The sequence below is a fragment of the Flavobacterium rhamnosiphilum genome (genome assembly GCF_004349195.1).
GTDB classification, from domain to species: domain Bacteria; phylum Bacteroidota; class Bacteroidia; order Flavobacteriales; family Flavobacteriaceae; genus Flavobacterium; species Flavobacterium rhamnosiphilum.
Map to the genome: position 1 here is coordinate 817,742 of NZ_SMLG01000001.1, position 18,346 is coordinate 836,087.

Annotated in this window: 15 protein-coding genes and 1 tRNA gene; 14 read left to right on the plus strand and 2 right to left on the minus strand. The window is 35.1% G+C overall.

Going from position 1 to position 18,346, the window contains the following annotated elements:
* Positions 1–40 precede the first annotated feature (40 nt).
* The 14 genes from E0I26_RS03600 to E0I26_RS03665 all read left to right on the plus strand — a co-directional run bounded on the left by E0I26_RS03600 (position 41) and on the right by E0I26_RS03665 (position 16,287).
* Entirely contained in the window at positions 41–388 is a 348-nt protein-coding gene (locus tag E0I26_RS03600) for an FtsL-like putative cell division protein (RefSeq protein WP_131915110.1), read from the plus strand.
* Positions 379–2,382: a penicillin-binding protein gene (locus E0I26_RS03605; protein WP_131915111.1), complete on the plus strand. Its 2,004-nt coding sequence runs from the start codon at positions 379–381 to the stop codon at positions 2,380–2,382. The genes E0I26_RS03600 and E0I26_RS03605 overlap by 10 nt, the downstream gene beginning before the upstream one ends.
* Positions 2,379–3,842: a UDP-N-acetylmuramoyl-L-alanyl-D-glutamate--2,6-diaminopimelate ligase gene (locus tag E0I26_RS03610; RefSeq protein ID WP_131915112.1), complete on the plus strand. Its 1,464-nt coding sequence runs from the start codon at positions 2,379–2,381 to the stop codon at positions 3,840–3,842. Before E0I26_RS03605 ends, E0I26_RS03610 begins: the two co-directional genes overlap by 4 nt.
* Before the next feature lie 6 nt (positions 3,843–3,848).
* Positions 3,849–5,078: a phospho-N-acetylmuramoyl-pentapeptide-transferase gene (mraY, locus tag E0I26_RS03615; protein ID WP_131915113.1), complete on the plus strand. Its 1,230-nt coding sequence runs from the start codon at positions 3,849–3,851 to the stop codon at positions 5,076–5,078.
* Between the two features lies 1 nt (position 5,079).
* Positions 5,080–6,411, plus strand: a complete 1,332-nt coding sequence (murD, locus tag E0I26_RS03620) for a UDP-N-acetylmuramoyl-L-alanine--D-glutamate ligase (RefSeq protein ID WP_131915114.1) — start codon at positions 5,080–5,082, stop codon at positions 6,409–6,411.
* Positions 6,412–6,454: 43 nt separating this feature from the next.
* Entirely contained in the window at positions 6,455–7,741 is a 1,287-nt protein-coding gene (locus tag E0I26_RS03625; protein ID WP_131915115.1) for an FtsW/RodA/SpoVE family cell cycle protein, read from the plus strand.
* Positions 7,742–7,771: 30 nt separating this feature from the next.
* On the plus strand, positions 7,772–8,860 hold the full coding sequence (murG, locus tag E0I26_RS03630; protein WP_131915116.1) for an undecaprenyldiphospho-muramoylpentapeptide beta-N-acetylglucosaminyltransferase: 1,089 nt from the start codon (positions 7,772–7,774) through the stop codon (positions 8,858–8,860).
* Between the two features lie 96 nt (positions 8,861–8,956).
* Positions 8,957–10,306, plus strand: a complete 1,350-nt coding sequence (murC, locus tag E0I26_RS03635; protein WP_131915117.1) for a UDP-N-acetylmuramate--L-alanine ligase — start codon at positions 8,957–8,959, stop codon at positions 10,304–10,306.
* Positions 10,293–11,015 carry a cell division protein FtsQ/DivIB gene (locus E0I26_RS03640; RefSeq protein ID WP_131915118.1) on the plus strand — a complete coding sequence of 241 codons (723 nt, stop codon included), beginning with the start codon at positions 10,293–10,295 and terminating at the stop codon, positions 11,013–11,015. The genes murC and E0I26_RS03640 overlap by 14 nt, the downstream gene beginning before the upstream one ends.
* A 6-nt stretch (positions 11,016–11,021) precedes the next feature.
* Positions 11,022–12,407, plus strand: coding sequence for a cell division protein FtsA (gene ftsA, locus E0I26_RS03645; protein WP_131915119.1), 1,386 nt, complete (start codon positions 11,022–11,024; stop codon positions 12,405–12,407).
* Positions 12,408–12,504: 97 nt separating this feature from the next.
* Positions 12,505–14,448 (plus strand): cell division protein FtsZ, encoded by a 1,944-nt coding sequence (ftsZ, locus tag E0I26_RS03650; protein WP_131915120.1) that lies wholly within the window; start codon positions 12,505–12,507, stop codon positions 14,446–14,448.
* Between the two features lie 353 nt (positions 14,449–14,801).
* A complete protein-coding gene (locus tag E0I26_RS03655) occupies positions 14,802–15,251 on the plus strand; it encodes a GatB/YqeY domain-containing protein (RefSeq protein WP_131915121.1) in 450 nt (149 codons plus the stop codon).
* A gap of 67 nt (positions 15,252–15,318) precedes the next feature.
* Positions 15,319–15,392 (plus strand) — tRNA-Arg (locus E0I26_RS03660).
* An 85-nt stretch (positions 15,393–15,477) separates the two neighbouring features.
* Entirely contained in the window at positions 15,478–16,287 is an 810-nt protein-coding gene (locus E0I26_RS03665) for a zinc-dependent peptidase (RefSeq protein ID WP_131915122.1), read from the plus strand.
* A 26-nt stretch (positions 16,288–16,313) separates the two neighbouring features.
* Here the strand turns inward: E0I26_RS03665 and rpe are convergent, their stop codons facing one another.
* A complete protein-coding gene (gene rpe / locus E0I26_RS03670; protein ID WP_131915123.1) occupies positions 16,314–16,976 on the minus strand; it encodes a ribulose-phosphate 3-epimerase in 663 nt (220 codons plus the stop codon).
* Between the two features lie 418 nt (positions 16,977–17,394).
* Positions 17,395–18,258, minus strand: a complete 864-nt coding sequence (locus tag E0I26_RS03675) for a sigma-70 family RNA polymerase sigma factor (protein ID WP_007137700.1) — start codon at positions 18,256–18,258, stop codon at positions 17,395–17,397.
* Positions 18,259–18,346: the final 88 nt, after the last annotated feature.

The window sequence follows — 18,346 nt, forward strand, 5'->3', positions numbered from 1 at the left end:
CTCCCTCTCCTTTGGAGAGGGTCGGGGAGAGGACAGACAAATGAAAAACGGAGTTTACAGCCTATTGAAAGCGAGGTTTCTTATAAATGATGATGCGGTAAAAAACTGGCGGTTTATTGTTTTTGTAATTCTGTTGGCGATTGTTATGATTGCTAATACTCAACGATTTGAACAAAAAGTATTCCAGATTGCCGAGTTGACAAACCAAGTTAAAGAGTTGCGCTCAGAATTTGTGGACAGACGCTCAGAATTAATGAAATTAAAAATGGAATCGACTGTTTCTGAAAAAATGATAGAAAAAGAAATTTTCCCGTCAACAGTTCCTCCAATAAAAATAAAGGTTAAAAAAGAAGAAGAAAAAAGCTTTTTCAAAAAAATATGGCAGTAGAAGATAAATACATATCGTACAGAATTTATCTGGTTGCATTCGCTATCTTTTTGATGGCAATTGCCATTGCTGTAAAGTTGACAAATATTCAATGGGTCGAAGGGGATTATTATAGAAAATTAGCCAAGGAAAGAACCGTTAAGAATTTTGTGATTCCAGCTAATAAAGGTAATATTTATTCAGCTGATGGGAGCCTTTTGGCTACTTCCATTCCTAATTATGAAATACGTTTTGACGCTGTAGCTCCAAAGGCCGAAGCATTTGAAAAAAATGTTAAGTCATTGTCGGATTCGTTAGCATCAGCTTTAGGAAGACCATCTAATTTTTTTGAAAACGAATTAAGAAAAGCCAGAGCTAATAAAAACAGGTATTATTTAGTTGCTCGTAAATTAAGTTATACCCAGTATTCTAAAATAAAAAGTTTTCCGTTGTTCAATTTGGGTGCTTACAAGGGCGGAATTATAATTGAACAAGAAACAGTAAGAGAACATCCAATAGGGAAAATTGCCGAGCGTACTGTTGGTTACGAGAGAACTTCGCATGGCGGAGCACTTGATGGAAAAGGAATTGAATGGGCTTTTAGAAAATACTTGAATGGTAAAGACGGTAAAATTTTAAAACAAAAAATCGCAAAAGGGCAGTGGAAACCCATTCGCGATATCAATGAAGTTGACCCTCAGGATGGCTATGACGTAATATCAACAATCGATGTTTATGTTCAGGATATAGCACATCACGCGTTATTGAAACAGTTGGAATTGTATGAGGCGGATCATGGTTGTGTGGTGGTTATGGAAACGAAAACGGGTCATGTAAAGGCAATTTCTAACTTAGGAAGAGCGAACGACGGAACCTATTATGAAACCACAAACTATGCAGTTGCTGAATCACACGAGCCGGGTTCTACTTATAAATTAGCGGATTTAATGGCACTTCTTGAAGATAAAAAAGCGGATACCAGTACTGTTTACGACAGTAAAGGTGGAGTTGTGGTTTATTCAGGAAAAAAAGTAAACGATTCCCATAAAGGAGGCTATGGGAAAATTTCTCTGGCAAGAGGTTTTGAACTTTCATCTAATACGGTTTTGGTTCAGGCAGTTTATAATGCGTATAAAAATGAGCCTTCAAAATTTGTAAATCATCTTAATAATTTTGGATTAAATAAAACTTTAGGACTTTCGATTAAAGGGGAAGGAGTGCCTTATATTCCGCAGCCAAGTGATAAAAACTGGTCAAATATTTCACTGCCCTGGATGGCCTTTGGATATGGGGTTCATATTACGCCATTGCAAACATTAGCTTTTTATAACGCGGTTGCCAATGATGGTGAGATGGTAAAGCCTCAGTTTGTTTCTGAAATTAAAGAATGGAACAGAACCATCAAAAAATATGAGAAAGAAGTATTAAATCCAAGAATTTGCTCTCCAGAAACGATTTTGAAATTACAAGCAGTTCTGGCAAATGTTGTAAAAAAGGGAACGGGTTCAAAACTCTATTCGAAAGATTTTTCTATGGCAGGGAAAACCGGTACAGCTCAAGTTAATTATGGAAAAAGCGGCAGATCTGGAATGTATTATGCTTCTTCATTTGTAGGGTATTTTCCGGCGGATAAACCCATGTATTCTTGCATAGTTGTGGTTCATAGACCTAATACAGCGCTTAATAATTTTTATGGTGCAGACGTGGCAGGTCCCGTTTTTAAGAGAATCGCACAAAAGATTTTTACTGATGCGCCTTCAACAAATGAAATTAAAAACCTAAATAGGAAGATTGCAAAGCAAGAGAATAATTATGATTCTTATTTTGTTAAATCAGAAAAGAAGTTGCAGTTAATTCCAAATGTGAAAGGAATGTCTGGAATGGATGCGGTCGCTTTATTAGAGAATTTAGGTGTAAAAGTAAGAGCTATTGGAGTTGGTAAAGTGAAAAAACAATCGCTTGCTGCGGGTCAGAATATTGTAAAAAATACAACTATACTATTGGAATTATCATGAGTATATTAAAAGATATATTATACAAAGTAGCTATCGAAGCCGTAAAAGGTTCGACGGATATTACTATTAATAAAATGGATTTCGATTCTAGAAAAATCGAGTCTAATGATGTTTTTATTGCTATTCGTGGTTCCATTTCTGATGGTCACGATTTTATAGAAAAAGCAATTGAGCAAGGCGCTGTAGCAGTTATCTGCGATACATTTCCGGAAAATATTGCTAAAGGAATTACCTATGTTCAGGTAAAAGATACGAATTCAGCCCTCGCATTTATGGCTGCAAATTATTTTGGAGATCCTTCTCAAAATTTGAAATTGGTTGGAATTACGGGAACAAACGGTAAAACGACCATTGCTTCTTTGTTGTGCCAATTGTTTAAAAAAGCAGGTTTTAAAGTTGGATTACTTTCTACAGTAAAAATTTTGGTTGACGATGTTGAATACAAAGCGACTCATACGACTCCAGATTCGATTACGATAAATCATTATCTGGCGGCAATGGTCGAAAACGGGGTTGAATACTGTTTTATGGAAGTGAGTTCTCATGGGATTCATCAAAAAAGAACCGAAGCGTTGCATTTTGTTGGCGGTATTTTTACCAATTTGTCTCACGATCATTTGGATTACCATCCAACTTTTGCAGAATATAGGGATGTGAAAAAATCGTTTTTCGATAATTTGCCAAAAACAGCCTTTGCATTGTCTAATATTGATGATAAAAATGGGCAAGTGATGTTGCAGAATACTGTGGCAAAAAAGTTGACCTATGCCTTAAAATCGTATGCGGATTATAAAGCGCAAATTCTGGAAAATCAATTGTCAGGTTTGTTGTTGAAAATAAACGGGAATGAAGTTTGGGTGAAGCTGATAGGAACATTTAATGCCTATAATTTATTGGCTATTTATGGAACTGCGATTGAACTTGGAATGGAAAGCTTGGAAGTGCTTCGGTTACTGTCAGATTTAGAAAGTGTTTCGGGACGTTTTCAGTTTATTGTTTCCGCTTCAAATATTACGGCGATTGTGGATTATGCCCATACACCGGATGCATTGGAAAATGTGTTGAAAACAATTAATGACATTCGTACAAAAAACGAACAATTAATCACGGTTGTAGGTTGTGGAGGAAATAGAGATAAAACCAAGCGGCCAATTATGGCTGGCATTGCTTCTGATTTGAGTGATAAAGCAATTTTTACTTCGGATAATCCAAGAAACGAAGATCCAGAAGTTATTATTGCTGAAATGGAACTAGGCGTTGCTCCTCAGAATTATAAAAAGACATTGACCATAACCGATAGAAAACAAGCTATAAAAACCGCATGTCAATTGGCTCAGCCCAATGATATTATTTTAATTGCTGGAAAAGGGCATGAGACATATCAGGAAATAAACGGCATCCGTCATGATTTTGACGACATGAAAATAGTTAAAGAAATATTAGACCAACTCCATAAATAGAAAAATATGCTGTATTACTTATTTGAATATTTAGACAAAATATTAGATGTTCCTGGAACAGGTGTTTTTCAGTACATCACTTTTAGATCTGCATTAGCATTGATGCTTTCTTTACTGTTGTCTACAATTTATGGTAAAAGAATAATCCGTTTTCTGCAAAAACAGCAAGTGGGAGAAACCGTTCGTGAACTTGGTTTAGCAGGTCAAAACGAAAAAGCGGGTACGCCAACAATGGGAGGGTTAATTATCATATTTGCCACTTTGGTTCCAGTTATACTTTTTGCAAAACTGCATAACATATACATCGTTTTGTTGATTGTGACTACACTTTGGATGGGGACAATTGGTTTTATAGATGATTATATTAAAATTTTCAAGAAAGATAAAGAAGGTTTAAAAGGAATATTCAAAGTTGTAGGACAAGTAGGTCTTGGTTTAATAGTGGGAACTGTTCTTTATTTTAGTCCGGCGGTTACCGTGCGTACCGATACTTCTACATCAGATATTTTTAGAATACCTACAGAAACGGTGATTTTGCCTGCGCCAGTTGAAGAAAAATCTACTGCTACGACAATTCCTTTCTTTAAAAATAATGAATTTGATTATGCTGAATTATTAGCATGGACTGGCGAAGGATATGAAAAATGGGCTTGGTTAATTTTTATTCCGGTTGTTATTTTTATTATAACGGCAGTTTCTAATGGTGCCAATTTAACAGATGGTATTGATGGACTTGCCGCAGGGACTTCTGCTGTTTCAGTTCTGGCGTTAGGAATATTTACGTTCGTTTCTGGGAATATAATTTTCTCCAATTATTTGAATATTATGTATATCCCTAATTCGGGGGAAATGACAGTTTTTATTGCCGCATTTGTGGGATCGTTGATTGGATTTCTATGGTATAACTCGTATCCGGCATCCGTTTTTATGGGTGATACGGGAAGTTTGACTATTGGTGGAATTATTGCAGTTCTGGCAATTGCCGTTCGAAAAGAAATGCTGATTCCTTTATTATGCGGAATTTTTCTTGTCGAAAATTTATCGGTGGTTTTACAAGTAAGTTATTTCAAGTATACCAAGAAACGTTTTGGCGAAGGCCGAAGAATCTTTCTAATGTCCCCTTTGCATCATCATTATCAGAAAAAAGGCTATCACGAAAGTAAAATAGTAACACGATTCTGGATTGTTGCCATAATGCTGGCCATACTATCAATTGTTACTTTAAAATTAAGATAATATGAGGCTAGTGATCTTAGGCGGCGGAGAAAGTGGTATCGGTACTGCTATTCTGGGTAAGAAAAAAGGATATGAAGTTTTTGTATCTGATTTCGGAAAGATAAAAGGAAATTACAAAGAGGTTCTTATCATTAATGGAATAGTTTGGGAAGAAGAAAAGCATACCGAAGATTTGATTTTGAATGCTGATGTGGTTATGAAAAGCCCGGGAATTCCAGATAAATCTCCAATAGTAAAAAAGCTTGTTGAAAAAGGGATTCCAGTATTATCTGAAATTGAGTTTGCGGCACCTTTTACAGATGCAACCATAATAGGGATTACCGGTAGTAATGGGAAGACAACTACCACAATGCTTACGCACCATTTGCTAAAATCAGCAGGATTAAATGTAGGACTGGGAGGAAATATTGGAAAGAGTTTTGCCTGGCAAATAGCGGATAATAAATACGATTCTTATGTGCTGGAGTTAAGCAGTTTTCAATTGGACGGAATCCTAAATTTTAAGCCACATATTGCCATTATTACAAATATTAGTCCGGATCATTTAGATCGATACGATTACAAATATGAAAATTACATTGATTCAAAGTTTAGAATTACGATGAATCAAACTGAGGAAGATTACCTCATTTATGATGCCGATGATGAGGCCATTGCAGAATGGTTTAAAACACATACAACAAAAGCCAAATTAATTCCTTTTTCATTGACAAAAACTTTCAGCGAAGGAGCTTATATAAAAAACAACAAAATGGAAATTTCAATCAATCAGGAAGAGTTTACAATGGACACAGAACATATTGCCTTAGAAGGAAAACATAACATGAAAAACGCAATGGCAGCAACCTCTGTGGCAAAATTGATGCAGATTAGAAAATCTACAATACGTGAAAGTTTATCTAATTTTCAGGGAGTAGAACACCGTCTTGAAAAAGTATTGAAAATTCAAAATGTACAGTACATAAATGATTCAAAAGCAACCAATGTAAACGCTACTTTTTTCGCATTAGACAGCATGAATACACCTACAGTTTGGATTGTGGGAGGTGTAGATAAAGGAAATGATTACAATGAGTTGATGTCATTAGTTCGTGAAAAAGTAAAAGCTATTATTTGTCTTGGTGTAGATAATAAAAAAATTATTGATGTTTTTGGAAATGTAGTTGATATGATGATTGAAGTTGATAACATGAATGATGCTGTGAGAATGGCGCAACGATTATCAGAAAAAGGGGATACAGTTTTATTGTCACCTGCTTGTGCCAGTTTTGATTTATTCGAAAGCTACGAAGACAGAGGGAATCAGTTCAAACAAGCAGTTAAAAATTTATAATAAGTATAAGGCATACGATTTTAAGCTTTAAGAAAAATTAAAAATGAAACAACTAGTCAACAATTTAAAGGGAGATAAAGGGATTTGGTCATTCGTGGCCTTATTGGCCTTGTTTTCATTTATGCCTGTTTTTAGTGCTAGTAGTAATTTGGCCTATATCGGTCAAGGAAACGGAAATACATTAGGCTATTTAGTAAAACACATAGCGCATATAGGCATTGGTTTTCTAATTATATATTGGGTTCATAAAGTGCCGTACCATTATTTTAAGGCAATTTCCAAAGGAGCTTTGTATGTTGTTTGGCTGTTATTGGCATACACATTAAGCAAAGGAACTGTTATTGCTGGTGCCAACGCGAGTCGGTGGATTCAGGTGCCATTTATTGGAATAACATTTCAAACATCTACCTTAGCCTCTATCGTGTTGTATATATTTGTAGCCCGTTATATGTCTAAAACCAGAGAAGTTCCTATTTCTTTCAAGTCCTCAATTTGGGAGCTTTGGGTGCCAGTGTTTATTACGTTAATATTCATTCTTCCAGCCAATTTTTCTACTACGGCATTAATTTTCTCCATGGTGCTGGTGTTGGTTTTTATTGGGAAATATCCGTTGCGTTATATCGGAATTGTAGTAGGTTCAGGAATTGTGTTTCTGGCATTTTTTATCCTTATTGCCAAAGCGTTTCCAGATGCTTTTCCTAACCGTGTCGATACTTTGATTAGTCGTATTGATAATTTCACTAGCGATAAACCAGGCGAAGATGATTATCAAATAGAAAAAGCTAAAATAGCCATTGCTTCCGGAAAAATATATGGATTAGGACCAGGAAAAAGTATTCAAAAGAACTTTTTGCCTCAATCTTCCTCCGATTTTATTTTTGCCATAATCGTCGAAGAATATGGCCTTATAGGTGGTTTAGGAGTATTGACGTTGTATTTATTGTTATTGTTTCGATTTGTAATAGCGTCACACAAAGCCAATTCATTATTCGGGAAATTAGTAGTTGTGGGATTGGGTTTTCCCATGATATTTCAGGCAATGGTAAATATGGCTGTCGCGGTTGAATTATTACCCGTTACGGGACAAACATTACCCTTAATCAGTAGTGGAGGAAGTTCAATCTGGATGACTTGTTTTGCACTTGGAATCATCATTAGTGTTACGAAAAAAGAAGAAGAAATTGCGCAGGAATTGAAAGATGCTGCCAAAAGAGAAGAAGCACTTCAAAAATTAATTGACAGGGAATTAGAAGAGGAAGAGGTTGTAGCTGAGAATTATTCGATAGAAGATAAAGCTAAAAATCCTATGCATGCGGTTTTGAATAAATAAGTCGTTTTAGAAAATTAGAAATTAATAAAAATGAAACAGTATAAATTCATATTAAGCGGTGGCGGAACGGGAGGGCATATCTATCCGGCAATTGCTATTGCAAATGAATTAAAATCTCGTTTTCCTGATGCCGAATTTCTTTTTGTAGGTGCCAAAGACAAAATGGAAATGCAAAAAGTACCTCAAGCAGGTTACAATATTAAAGGACTTTGGATCTCAGGTCTGCAGCGTAGACTGACATTTGATAATGCTCTTTTTCCAATTAAGTTGCTTTCCAGTTTATTAAAAGCAAGAACAATAATCAAACAGTTCAAACCAGATGTGGTTATTGGAACAGGTGGTTTTGCAAGTGGTCCGCTATTACAAGTAGCTGCTATTGCAGGAATTCCAACAGTGATTCAAGAACAAAATTCCTTTCCGGGAATTACCAATAAACTGTTGAGTAAAAAAGCGAACAAAATTTGTGTTGCTTACGAAAATTTGGAACGCTTTTTTCCAAAAGAGAAAATGATTTTGACTGGAAATCCAGTGCGTCAGGATTTAATTGATATCGAAAGCAAAAGAGATAGCGCCATTCAGTTTTTTAATTTAGATCCAAATAAAAAAACATTGTTGGTTCTTGGTGGAAGCCTTGGAGCTAGGAGAGTAAACCAATTAATCGAAAAAGAGTTAGCCAATATACTTTCTCAAAATGTTCAGGTGATCTGGCAATGCGGAAAATTGTATTTAGAAGATTATAAAAAATACAATTCAGCAAATGTTCAGGTTGTCGCTTTTATTGAAAGAATGGATTTAGTTTATGCAGCAGCAGATATTGTTATTTCTCGCGCTGGTGCATCATCCGTTTCGGAGTTGTGTATTGTGGGCAAACCGGTAATTTTTATTCCGTCCCCGAATGTTGCCGAAGACCACCAAACTAAGAATGCGCAAGCCATAGTCGATAAAAAAGGCGCGTTAATGCTCAAAGAATCGGAGCTTGACTCACAATTCAGTCTTGTTTTTGAAGTCTTACTGAAAGATCAGGGAAAGCAAAATCAGCTGAGTGAAAATATAAAATTATTGGCTATGCCAGAAGCAACAAAACAAATTGTTGATGAAATTGTAAAGCTAATAAAATAGCAATGTCAATATCAATTGCAATATAAAATTGCAATATGAAATTGCATAGTAAGATTTTTGAATATTGAAATTGCCATTGAAATTTAAATTGAAAAAATGAACTTAAATCAAATACATAACGTCTATTTTATCGGAATCGGAGGCATTGGGATGAGTAATTTGGCTCGTTATTTCAAGAATCTGGGCAAGAACGTCTCGGGTTATGATAAAACGCCATCGGCTCTTACTAATGAATTAATAGAAAGTGGAATTTCAATTCATTTTGAAGACAGCATTGATGCGATTCCGAAAGATTTTTACATAGAAAATACTTTGGTAATTATTACGCCGGCAGTTCCTAAGACGCATTCAGAGTGGAATTATTTCCTGGAGAGAGATTTTCAAGTAAAAAAAAGAGCAGAGGTTTTAGGAATAATTACAAAAGATACCTTTTGTTTTGCAGTTGCCGGAACACATGGAAAAACAACGACATCTGGGATTTTAGGGCATATTTTGCAGGAGAGCGGTGCTGATGTTACTGCTTTTATTGGTGGAATTGTTGAGAATTATAATTCGAATTTAATAGGAAGCGGAAAAACAGTAACTGTTGTTGAAGCCGATGAATTTGATCGTTCATTCCTGCATTTGCATCCAAATATTGCCTGTATAACTTCTATGGACGCGGATCATTTGGATATTTATGGAACCAGTGAAGCAATAGAAGAATCTTTTCTTGAATTTGCATCAAAAATAGAAGATAAGAGTAATCTTTTTATAACAAAAGAATTACCAATAGAAGGCATAACCTGTGCTGTAAATGAAGATGCAGTTTTCAAAGCTTTTAACGTTAGAATAGGAAATGGCAGTTATGTTTTTGACGTACAAACACCTACGGAAGTGATCAAAGATTTGCATTTTGGTTTGCCGGGAAGACATAATTTAATGAATGCATTAATGGCTATCGCAATGGCAAAATTATTCGGCACCCCAACCGATGCCATTGCAAAAGCCATTGCATCATTTAAGGGAATAAAAAGAAGGTTTTCATACCAAATAAAAACAGAAAGTAAAGTTTATATTGATGATTACGCACATCATCCAACGGAGATAAACGCAGTACATCAGGCGGTTCGAGAGTTGTATCCAAACCAAAAAGTTTTGGCAGTTTTTCAACCCCATTTGTTTAGTAGAACGAGAGATTTTGCAGATGATTTTGCCAAAAGTTTGTCGGCTTTTGATGATATAATTTTATTGGATATTTATCCGGCCCGTGAATTGCCAATGGAAGGAATAAACTCACAGTGGCTGATGGATAAAATGACAAATAAGCATAAAAAAATTGTAAATAAAGGTGATTTGATAGCAACAATTTTAGCTAGTGACGCATCGATTATTGTTACAATTGGAGCTGGAGATATTGGAGAATTAGTACCATCAATTAAAAAAGCGATAAATGAAACTCTTTAACTGGACAAATATTCGATTATTACTGATGTTTGTGTTGGTAATTTTTCTGTTTTCATTTACGTCAAATCGTAATGCAGGTAGAAAATTGACCAAATCTACCGTTGTTTTTGTAGGAGATAACGCTCCTTTTGTGAAGCAAGAAACGGTTGATAAATTGTTAATAGAAAATAAAAAAGATGCATCAAGCATTCAAAAAGTTAATTTAGATTTGAATAAGCTGGAAACAACTCTCAATGCACAAGAAATGATTGAAGAATCAGATGTATTCGTGAGTATTGACGGTGTGTTAAAAGCAGTGGTGAAACAAAAGACTCCTATTGCTAGAGTTTTTGACAAAAACGGTTCTTTTTATATTGATTACAAAGGAAATAGAATGCCCTTGTCAACTAATTTTACAGCTAGAGTTCCACTTGTTTCAGGGGGAATAAATAAAAAAAATACCGAAGATTTATCCGATTTATTTCGCTTAATCTATGACGATGCGTTTTTGAAAAAAAACATCATCGGAATTCAAATTATGCCTAATGGAAGCTTAAAAATGCTCAATAGAAATTTTGAATATCAAATTGATTTTGGTAGAATGATAAATGTAGAGCGTAAATTCAAGAATTATAAAGCTTTTTTTCAAAAAGCGGTTTTAGATAGTTCGTTGTATAAATATAAAAAAATTGACCTCCGATTTACGGAACAAGTAGTTTGCACTAAATAATAGATAATGGAAAAAGAGAATATTGCAGTAGGTCTAGATATTGGGACAACTAAAATAGTTGCCATGATAGGCAAGAAGAATGAATATGGGAAACTAGAAATTTTAGGTGTAGGTAAATCTAAAAGTTTAGGTGTGGCTAGAGGTGTGGTAAATAACATCACTCAAACCATACAATCTATACAGCAAGCAATACAAGAAGCCGAAAACAACTCAGGCTATAAAATAAAAGATGTAGTGGTAGGAATTGCGGGACAACACATCCGTAGTATTCAGCATACAGATTACATCAGCAGAAACAATCCCGAAGAAGTAATTGGAGGGAATGATATTCAGCTTTTGATTGACCAAGTGAATAAATTGGCGATGTTACCCGGCGAAGAAATTATACATGTTTTGCCACAAGAATTTAAAATTGACGGACAATCTGAAATCAAAGAGCCTATCGGAATGTACGGTGGAAGATTAGAGTCTAGTTTTCATGTTGTAGTGGGACAAGCTTCATCGATTCGTAATGTAGGCAGATGTATTCAAAGTTCTGGAATCGAATTGTCAGGTTTGACATTGGAACCATTGGCTTCAGCTGATGCCGTTTTGAGTCAGGAAGAAAAAGAAGCTGGAGTTGCGCTTATCGATATTGGTGGTGGAACAACAGATTTGGCGATTTTCAAAGATGGTATCATTCGTCACACAGCCGTAATTCCTTTTGGAGGAAATGTGATTACAGATGATATCAAAGAAGGATGTTCGATCATTGAAAAACAAGCTGAATTATTGAAAGTTAAATTTGGATCAGCTTGGCCAGGAGAAAATAAAGACAACGAAATTGTTTCTATTCCAGGATTAAGAGGCAGAGAGCCAAAAGAGATTTCTTTGAAAAATCTATCTAAAATAATCCATGCTCGTGTTGTGGAAATTGTAGATCAGGTGTTTACTGAAGTGAAAGCTTACGGACACGAAGATCCTCGTAAAAAACTAATTGCAGGAATTGTACTTACTGGTGGTGGTGCACAATTGAAACACATCAAACAGTTAGTGGAATATATCACAGGAATGGATACGAGAATAGGATATCCAAACGAACATTTAGCGGGGAATTCAGATGAGGAGATTTCAAGTCCTTTGTATGCAACTGCAGTTGGATTGGTAATGAAAAGCATTGAGAATAAAACACAGAGTGCGGTAAGAATGGATGCCATTGAACAACCTAAAGCTGCGGTATACAGACAGGCAGTTGTTCAAAATCCGGTGGTGAATGAAATTCTTGAAAAAGAGGAAGACGAAGAGGATGAAAACTCAAATGAGAAACATAATTCTACCGTCAACAGGATACAAAGAAATTTCTTTGACCGTTATGTTGACAAGATTAAGGATTTCTTAGATAATGCAGAATAATTTAGAAGTAATAAAAAATATTGTTTTTTTTCCTTTTTGCCCCAAGTAAAAAGAATTAAAAATCAAAAAATAATATAAATATCAAAAACCAAATAAAATGATGAGCAACTCAGAATTTGGAAGTATTTCATTTGATTTACCAAAGAACCAATCAAATGTAATCAAAGTTATTGGTGTAGGTGGAGGCGGAAGTAACGCCATAAATCACATGTTTAAACAAGGGATTAAAGGCGTAGATTTCATCGTATGTAATACGGATTCTCAGGCCTTACAAAGCAGTTCTGTGCCTAATAAAATTCAGTTAGGAGTACATTTGACTGAAGGGCTTGGTGCTGGAGCAAACCCAGATGTAGGACAACAATCCGCTATTGAAAGTATTTCTGAGATTGAAAAAATGTTGGATAGAAATACTAAAATGGTATTTATCACTGCCGGAATGGGCGGTGGTACAGGAACTGGAGCTGCACCTGTAATTGCACAATTGGCTAAAGAAAGAGATATTCTTACTGTAGGGATTGTGACATTACCTTTCTTATTTGAAGGGAAAGTGCGTCAGGAACAAGCGTTAATTGGTATTGAAAAATTACGCAAACAAGTTGACTCTTTAATTGTTATCAACAACAATAAATTAAGAGAAGTGTATGGAAATCTTGGTTTCAAAGCTGGATTTTCAAAAGCGGATGAAGTTTTGGCTACAGCCTCAAGAGGTATTGCCGAAGTAATTACGCATCACTATACTCAAAATATCGATTTAAGAGATGCTAAAACAGTATTGTATAATAGCGGAACGGCTATTATGGGATCTTCTGTTTCTTCAGGTGAAAATAGAGCTAAGGAAGCCATTATTGCAGCTTTAGATTCTCCATTGTTAAATGATAATAAAATTACTGGTGCCAAAAACGTATTGTTGCTTATCGTTTCTGGAACTAATGAAATTACAATTGACGAAATTGGAGAAATCAATGACCATATTCAAATTGAAGCGGGACATAATGCAAATATTATCATGGGGGTTGGTGAAGACGAATCGCTTGGAGATGCTATTGCAGTGACTATTATTGCTACAGGTTTTGATATTGAACAACAAAACGAAATAGTAAATACAGAGCCAAAAAAAATTATACACACATTAGAAGATGAACAGAGAAGTGTTCATAATCTAAGTAATAAAACGGTTGCTGCTTTTGATTTAAATACAGAATCTCCAGCTTCTAATTCAAGCGAAAGAATAGTTTTTGATTTATTGGAAGATACGGTAGTTGCTCCTGAGCCAGTGGTAACGGCGCCAACTATTAATAAGGAAGAATTGATGGTAATGTCTGAATTTATTAAAAATTTAGATGTGACTTTCGAAATTGTTTCTCCTATTACTGACATTGATTTTACAATTTCAACACCTGTTGCTGAAGTTAAAGAAGTAAAAGCAGTACAGCCAAAAGTTATTGAAAGACAAGAGCAAACTGCTTTCTCTTTTGATTTGCCACTTTTCAAAGCGGAACCGGTAGCGCAGGTTGAAGAAAAAAAAGTGATGTTTGAATTGACGAATGAAACTCGTGATATCAAAGTAAACGAAGCAGTTCAATTTGTTCCCGTAACAGAATTGACTGACAATGGAATTATCAAATATTCTCTTGAAGAGTTCATGGAACCAGAGCATGATTTCATGGCTAAACCAGTTGCTAAAACTCCGGAAGTTGTTATTCCGGCTGAGTTAAACATCACGATGAAACAAGTTGATACGTCAGTAAATGCACCTGTTGACTTTGATGCTATTTCTCCTATGGAAATGACAATCGAGGAATCATTGCGAATGAGAGCTGATGAAAGAAGAAAAAAGCTAAAAGAATTCAATTATAAGTTTCATAACAATGTTTCTAAAATTGATGAATATGAAAAAGAACCGGCTTACAAAAGATTGGGAATAGATATTTCAAACAACCAAGCCAATAATACAAATTCGAGAATTTCTGTGGGAACAGACAGCAACAACGATCTACAGTTGCGTTCTAACAACTCGTATTTACATGACAACGTAGATTAACTAACACAAACCAAAATGAGGTAACCCGAAAATTCATTTAATTTTCGGGTTATTTTTTATCATTGCGAGGAGTTCTGATAATTATCAGAACGACGAAGCAATCTGTTGTTGTTAATTACAGTAAATTTCTTTAATTTTGTCGGGTCCTAATCCAGCTGTCGTTTCAAGCTTTTTGTCAAAAATGTTTTTTTCTACGCCCTTAAAAGAGCTCCTAAAGTCGCTTTTTAAGTACATGAAAAAATTCATTTTCTCCTAAAAAGGCTTTCCACTAGCATCTGGGGCATTAAAAAAAGTAATCAGTTTGCACTATTCAGTTTTCAGATTGAACAGCAAATTTAAAATTAAATATTATTATGAGTTTATCAGTACAAATCATGGACGATATTAAAACAGCCATGAGAGCCAAAGATACAGTTGCCTTAGAAGCTTTAAGAGCTATTAAATCTGAAATCCTATTAGCGCAAACCGCTACAGGATCTAAGGAAGAAATAACGGAAGACGATGAAGTTAAATTGCTTCAAAGATTAGTAAAAACCCGTAAGGAAAGTGCTAGAATTTTTACAGAACAAAACCGTTTGGACTTAGCTGAACCAGAATTGGCTCAAATTGCAGTAATCGAAAAATTCTTGCCGGCACAATTAAGTGAAGCAGAAGTAGAAGCTGTGATTGCAAAAATTATTGCAGAAACTGGTGCGTCAGGAATTGCTTCAATGGGAAAAGTGATGGGATTAGCTGCAGCACAATTAGGTGGAACTGCCGAAGGAAAAACGATTTCTACACTCGTTAAAAAACTATTGACATAAATTAGATTTTTAGATTATTTGATATTTGGATTCTTCCAACAATCTAAAAATCTAGCAATCTGAAACTGGCTGCGTAGTTCAACTGGATAGAATATCAGATTTCGACTCTGAGGGTTGCAGGTTCGAACCCTGTCGCGGCCACAAATACAAATAAAAATGCTTCAAAAAAATCAAGTTTGCTTGAAATTCTTTTGAGGCATTTTTTATTTTAAAGCGGTTATAAAATATGACAGAACAACTTTTTATTTCAATACTTTTTGGAACATTATTTCTCCTGCTTTTAATTTTTAGAGTAGTTGAACCGGCTTATATTTTACTGTTTAATAAACCACTTTATATCCATTGGTATCCTTTCTCCAAAAAATTAAAACCAAGCCAACGCCAAATTTTAGTAAATGATTTTCCATTCTATAATAGGCTTTCTTCTAAAAGGAAAACATATTTTGAACATCGAATAAATGAGTTTATTACTAAGTATGAGTTTATAGGCAAGGAAACTGTTATTACAGAACAAATGAAAATGCTGATTGCGGGAACGTATGTGATGTTGACTTTTGGGATGAGAAATTATCTTGTTAGTTTGTTCAATAAAATAATAATTTATCCTTCAAGTTACTTTTCTACCGTGAATCAAGCGTACCATAAAGGAGAATTTAATCCCAGAATGAAAGCGGTAGTTTTTTCGTGGGAAGATTTTTTATTAGGGCATTTAACATCAAATGATAATATTAATCTGGGTTTGCATGAGTTCTCTCATGTGTTGCATTTTCATTGCTTAAAAAGTAATGATCCAAGTGCTATTATCTTTTTTGATGAATTCAATGAAGCCGTAAAATATTACAGCGATCCGGTTTTAAATAAGGAGTTAACTCAGAAAGATTATTTTAGATTGTATGCTTATGAAAATCAATTCGAATTTTTATCGGTTATCTTGGAACATTTTTATGAGACACCTCGTGTTTTCAAAAGGGAGCATCCAGAACTATATGCACATATTTCAAGAATGATTAATTTTAAAGAAGAATATTTAAAATAAAAATGGCGCTTCAAGCGCCATTTCTTTTAGAAGTTTGTTAGCTTCTTCAGATCTTGTATCGTTTGCGTTGGATTTTCCGCTTTGAAAACAAAGCTTCCGGCTACCAGAACATCAGCTCCGGCTTCCACTAATTGTTTTGCATTTTTATTGGTTACACCACCGTCAACTTCAATGATTGTAGTTGCTCCTTTTTTAGTGATTAACGCTTTTAGCTTTTCAATTTTAGCATACGTATTTTCTATAAAGGATTGTCCTCCAAAACCTGGATTCACACTCATGATACAAACTAAATCAATGTCGTTGATTACATCTTCCAGTAAGTCAATATTAGTGTGTGGATTGATCGCAACTCCAGCTTTCATTCCTTCGGCTTTGATGGCTTGTAATGTTCTGTGTAGGTGTGTACAAGCTTCATAGTGTACACTTAGAATATTAGCGCCTAATTCGGCAAAAGTTTTAATGTAACGATCAGGATCTACAATCATCAAGTGAACGTCAATTGTTTTTTTTGCATGTCGGTTAATGGCTTCCAAAACTGGCATTCCATAAGAAATGTTTGGAACAAAAACGCCATCCATGATATCAATATGAAACCAGTCGGCTTCACTGTTGTTGATCATTTCGATGTCGCGTTGCAGATTGCCAAAATCGGCAGCAAGCACTGATGGTGCAATAAGTGTATTCTTCATTGTGTAGTTGTTATGTAGAGACGCACTGTGGTGTTTCTTTACAGTTTTGTTGTTTGTGCAAAAGTAGTTTTTTTGCAGCAATTGACGAAAATTTTTTTATAGGGACAACTCGCGAGTTGTCCGTACATTGCGTAAGGGATTGAAGTGGAAATCCTTTTTATTTTTTTTTTTAGATAAAAAGATTATAACGAAAAACCCGACCCGAAGTTTTTACGAAGGGTTACGACAAAAAAAATAAGGATGCGATTGCTTCGTTCCTCGCAATGACAAAAAATAAAACTCCGGTAATCAGCCGGAGTTTCAATCATCAATCAAAAAACGAACAGTTAATCAGACTGCTGTTTGCTTTAATATAGCCGAAAATCAAAAGTCATAAAGTGTATTGCTTTTTACTTTATGACTTTCGAACTTATGGCTATTATCCTAAATAGGTTTTTAGTATTTTACTTCTAGAAGTGTGTTTTAATCTACGGATTGCTTTTTCCTTGATTTGACGCACACGCTCACGAGTTAGGTCGAAAGTTTCTCCGATTTCTTCTAATGTCATTGGGTGTTGATCGCCAAGACCAAAGTACAAACGAACAACATCAGCTTCTCTTGGAGTCAATGTTTCTAATGAACGCTCGATTTCGGTACGCAATGATTCGTGGATTAATTCTCTGTCTGGATTTGGTGATTCACCTGAACGTAAAACGTCATAAAGGTTAGAATCTTCTCCTTCTACAAGAGGTGCATCCATTGATAGGTGACGACCAGAGTTTTTCATGCTCTCTTTTACGTCATTTACGGTCATGTCTAGCTCTTTTGCAATTTCTTCAGCAGATGGTGGACGCTCGTTAGATTGTTCTAGTAAAGCGTACATTTTGTTGATTTTGTTGATAGAGCCAATTTTGTTCAAAGGCAAACGAACGATACGGGATTGTTCAGCCAATGCTTGTAAAATAGATTGACGAATCCACCAAACGGCATACGAGATGAATTTGAAACCACGTGTTTCATCAAAACGTTGTGCTGCTTTTATCAATCCTAAATTTCCTTCGTTAATCAAATCGGGAAGGGTTAACCCTTGATTTTGGTATTGTTTTGCTACCGAAACTACGAAACGTAAATTGGCTTTTGTCAATTTCTCTAATGCTTTCTGGTCACCGGCTTTAATCTTTTGTGCTAATTCTACCTCTTCGTCAGCGGTAATAAGGTCAACTTTTCCAATTTCTTGTAAATACTTGTCTAATGAAGCAGTTTCACGATTGGTTACCTGCTTGGTGATTTTTAGTTGTCTCATGTTTTTTTGTCTCCTAAATTTTAAGTGTACAAATGGTTATACGTATGGAGTCTCAAAAAAGTTACAATAGTTTCTAAAATAATTTAAT

Excerpts from the sequence above, each read along its gene's own strand:
- E0I26_RS03600 (WP_131915110.1), top strand. The coding sequence starts at position 41 with ATGAAAAACGGAGTTTACAGCCTATTGAAAGCGAGGTTTCTTATAAAT.
- E0I26_RS03605 (WP_131915111.1), top strand. The coding sequence starts at position 379 with ATGGCAGTAGAAGATAAATACATATCGTACAGAATTTATCTGGTTGCA.
- E0I26_RS03610 (WP_131915112.1), top strand. The coding sequence starts at position 2,379 with ATGAGTATATTAAAAGATATATTATACAAAGTAGCTATCGAAGCCGTA.
- mraY (WP_131915113.1), top strand. The coding sequence starts at position 3,849 with ATGCTGTATTACTTATTTGAATATTTAGACAAAATATTAGATGTTCCT.
- murD (WP_131915114.1), top strand. The coding sequence starts at position 5,080 with ATGAGGCTAGTGATCTTAGGCGGCGGAGAAAGTGGTATCGGTACTGCT.
- E0I26_RS03625 (WP_131915115.1), top strand. The coding sequence starts at position 6,455 with ATGAAACAACTAGTCAACAATTTAAAGGGAGATAAAGGGATTTGGTCA.
- murG (WP_131915116.1), top strand. The coding sequence starts at position 7,772 with ATGAAACAGTATAAATTCATATTAAGCGGTGGCGGAACGGGAGGGCAT.
- murC (WP_131915117.1), top strand. The coding sequence starts at position 8,957 with ATGAACTTAAATCAAATACATAACGTCTATTTTATCGGAATCGGAGGC.
- E0I26_RS03640 (WP_131915118.1), top strand. The coding sequence starts at position 10,293 with ATGAAACTCTTTAACTGGACAAATATTCGATTATTACTGATGTTTGTG.
- ftsA (WP_131915119.1), top strand. The coding sequence starts at position 11,022 with ATGGAAAAAGAGAATATTGCAGTAGGTCTAGATATTGGGACAACTAAA.
- ftsZ (WP_131915120.1), top strand. The coding sequence starts at position 12,505 with ATGATGAGCAACTCAGAATTTGGAAGTATTTCATTTGATTTACCAAAG.
- E0I26_RS03655 (WP_131915121.1), top strand. The coding sequence starts at position 14,802 with ATGAGTTTATCAGTACAAATCATGGACGATATTAAAACAGCCATGAGA.
- E0I26_RS03665 (WP_131915122.1), top strand. The coding sequence starts at position 15,478 with ATGACAGAACAACTTTTTATTTCAATACTTTTTGGAACATTATTTCTC.
- rpe (WP_131915123.1), bottom strand. The coding sequence starts at position 16,976 with ATGAAGAATACACTTATTGCACCATCAGTGCTTGCTGCCGATTTTGGC.
- E0I26_RS03675 (WP_007137700.1), bottom strand. The coding sequence starts at position 18,258 with ATGAGACAACTAAAAATCACCAAGCAGGTAACCAATCGTGAAACTGCT.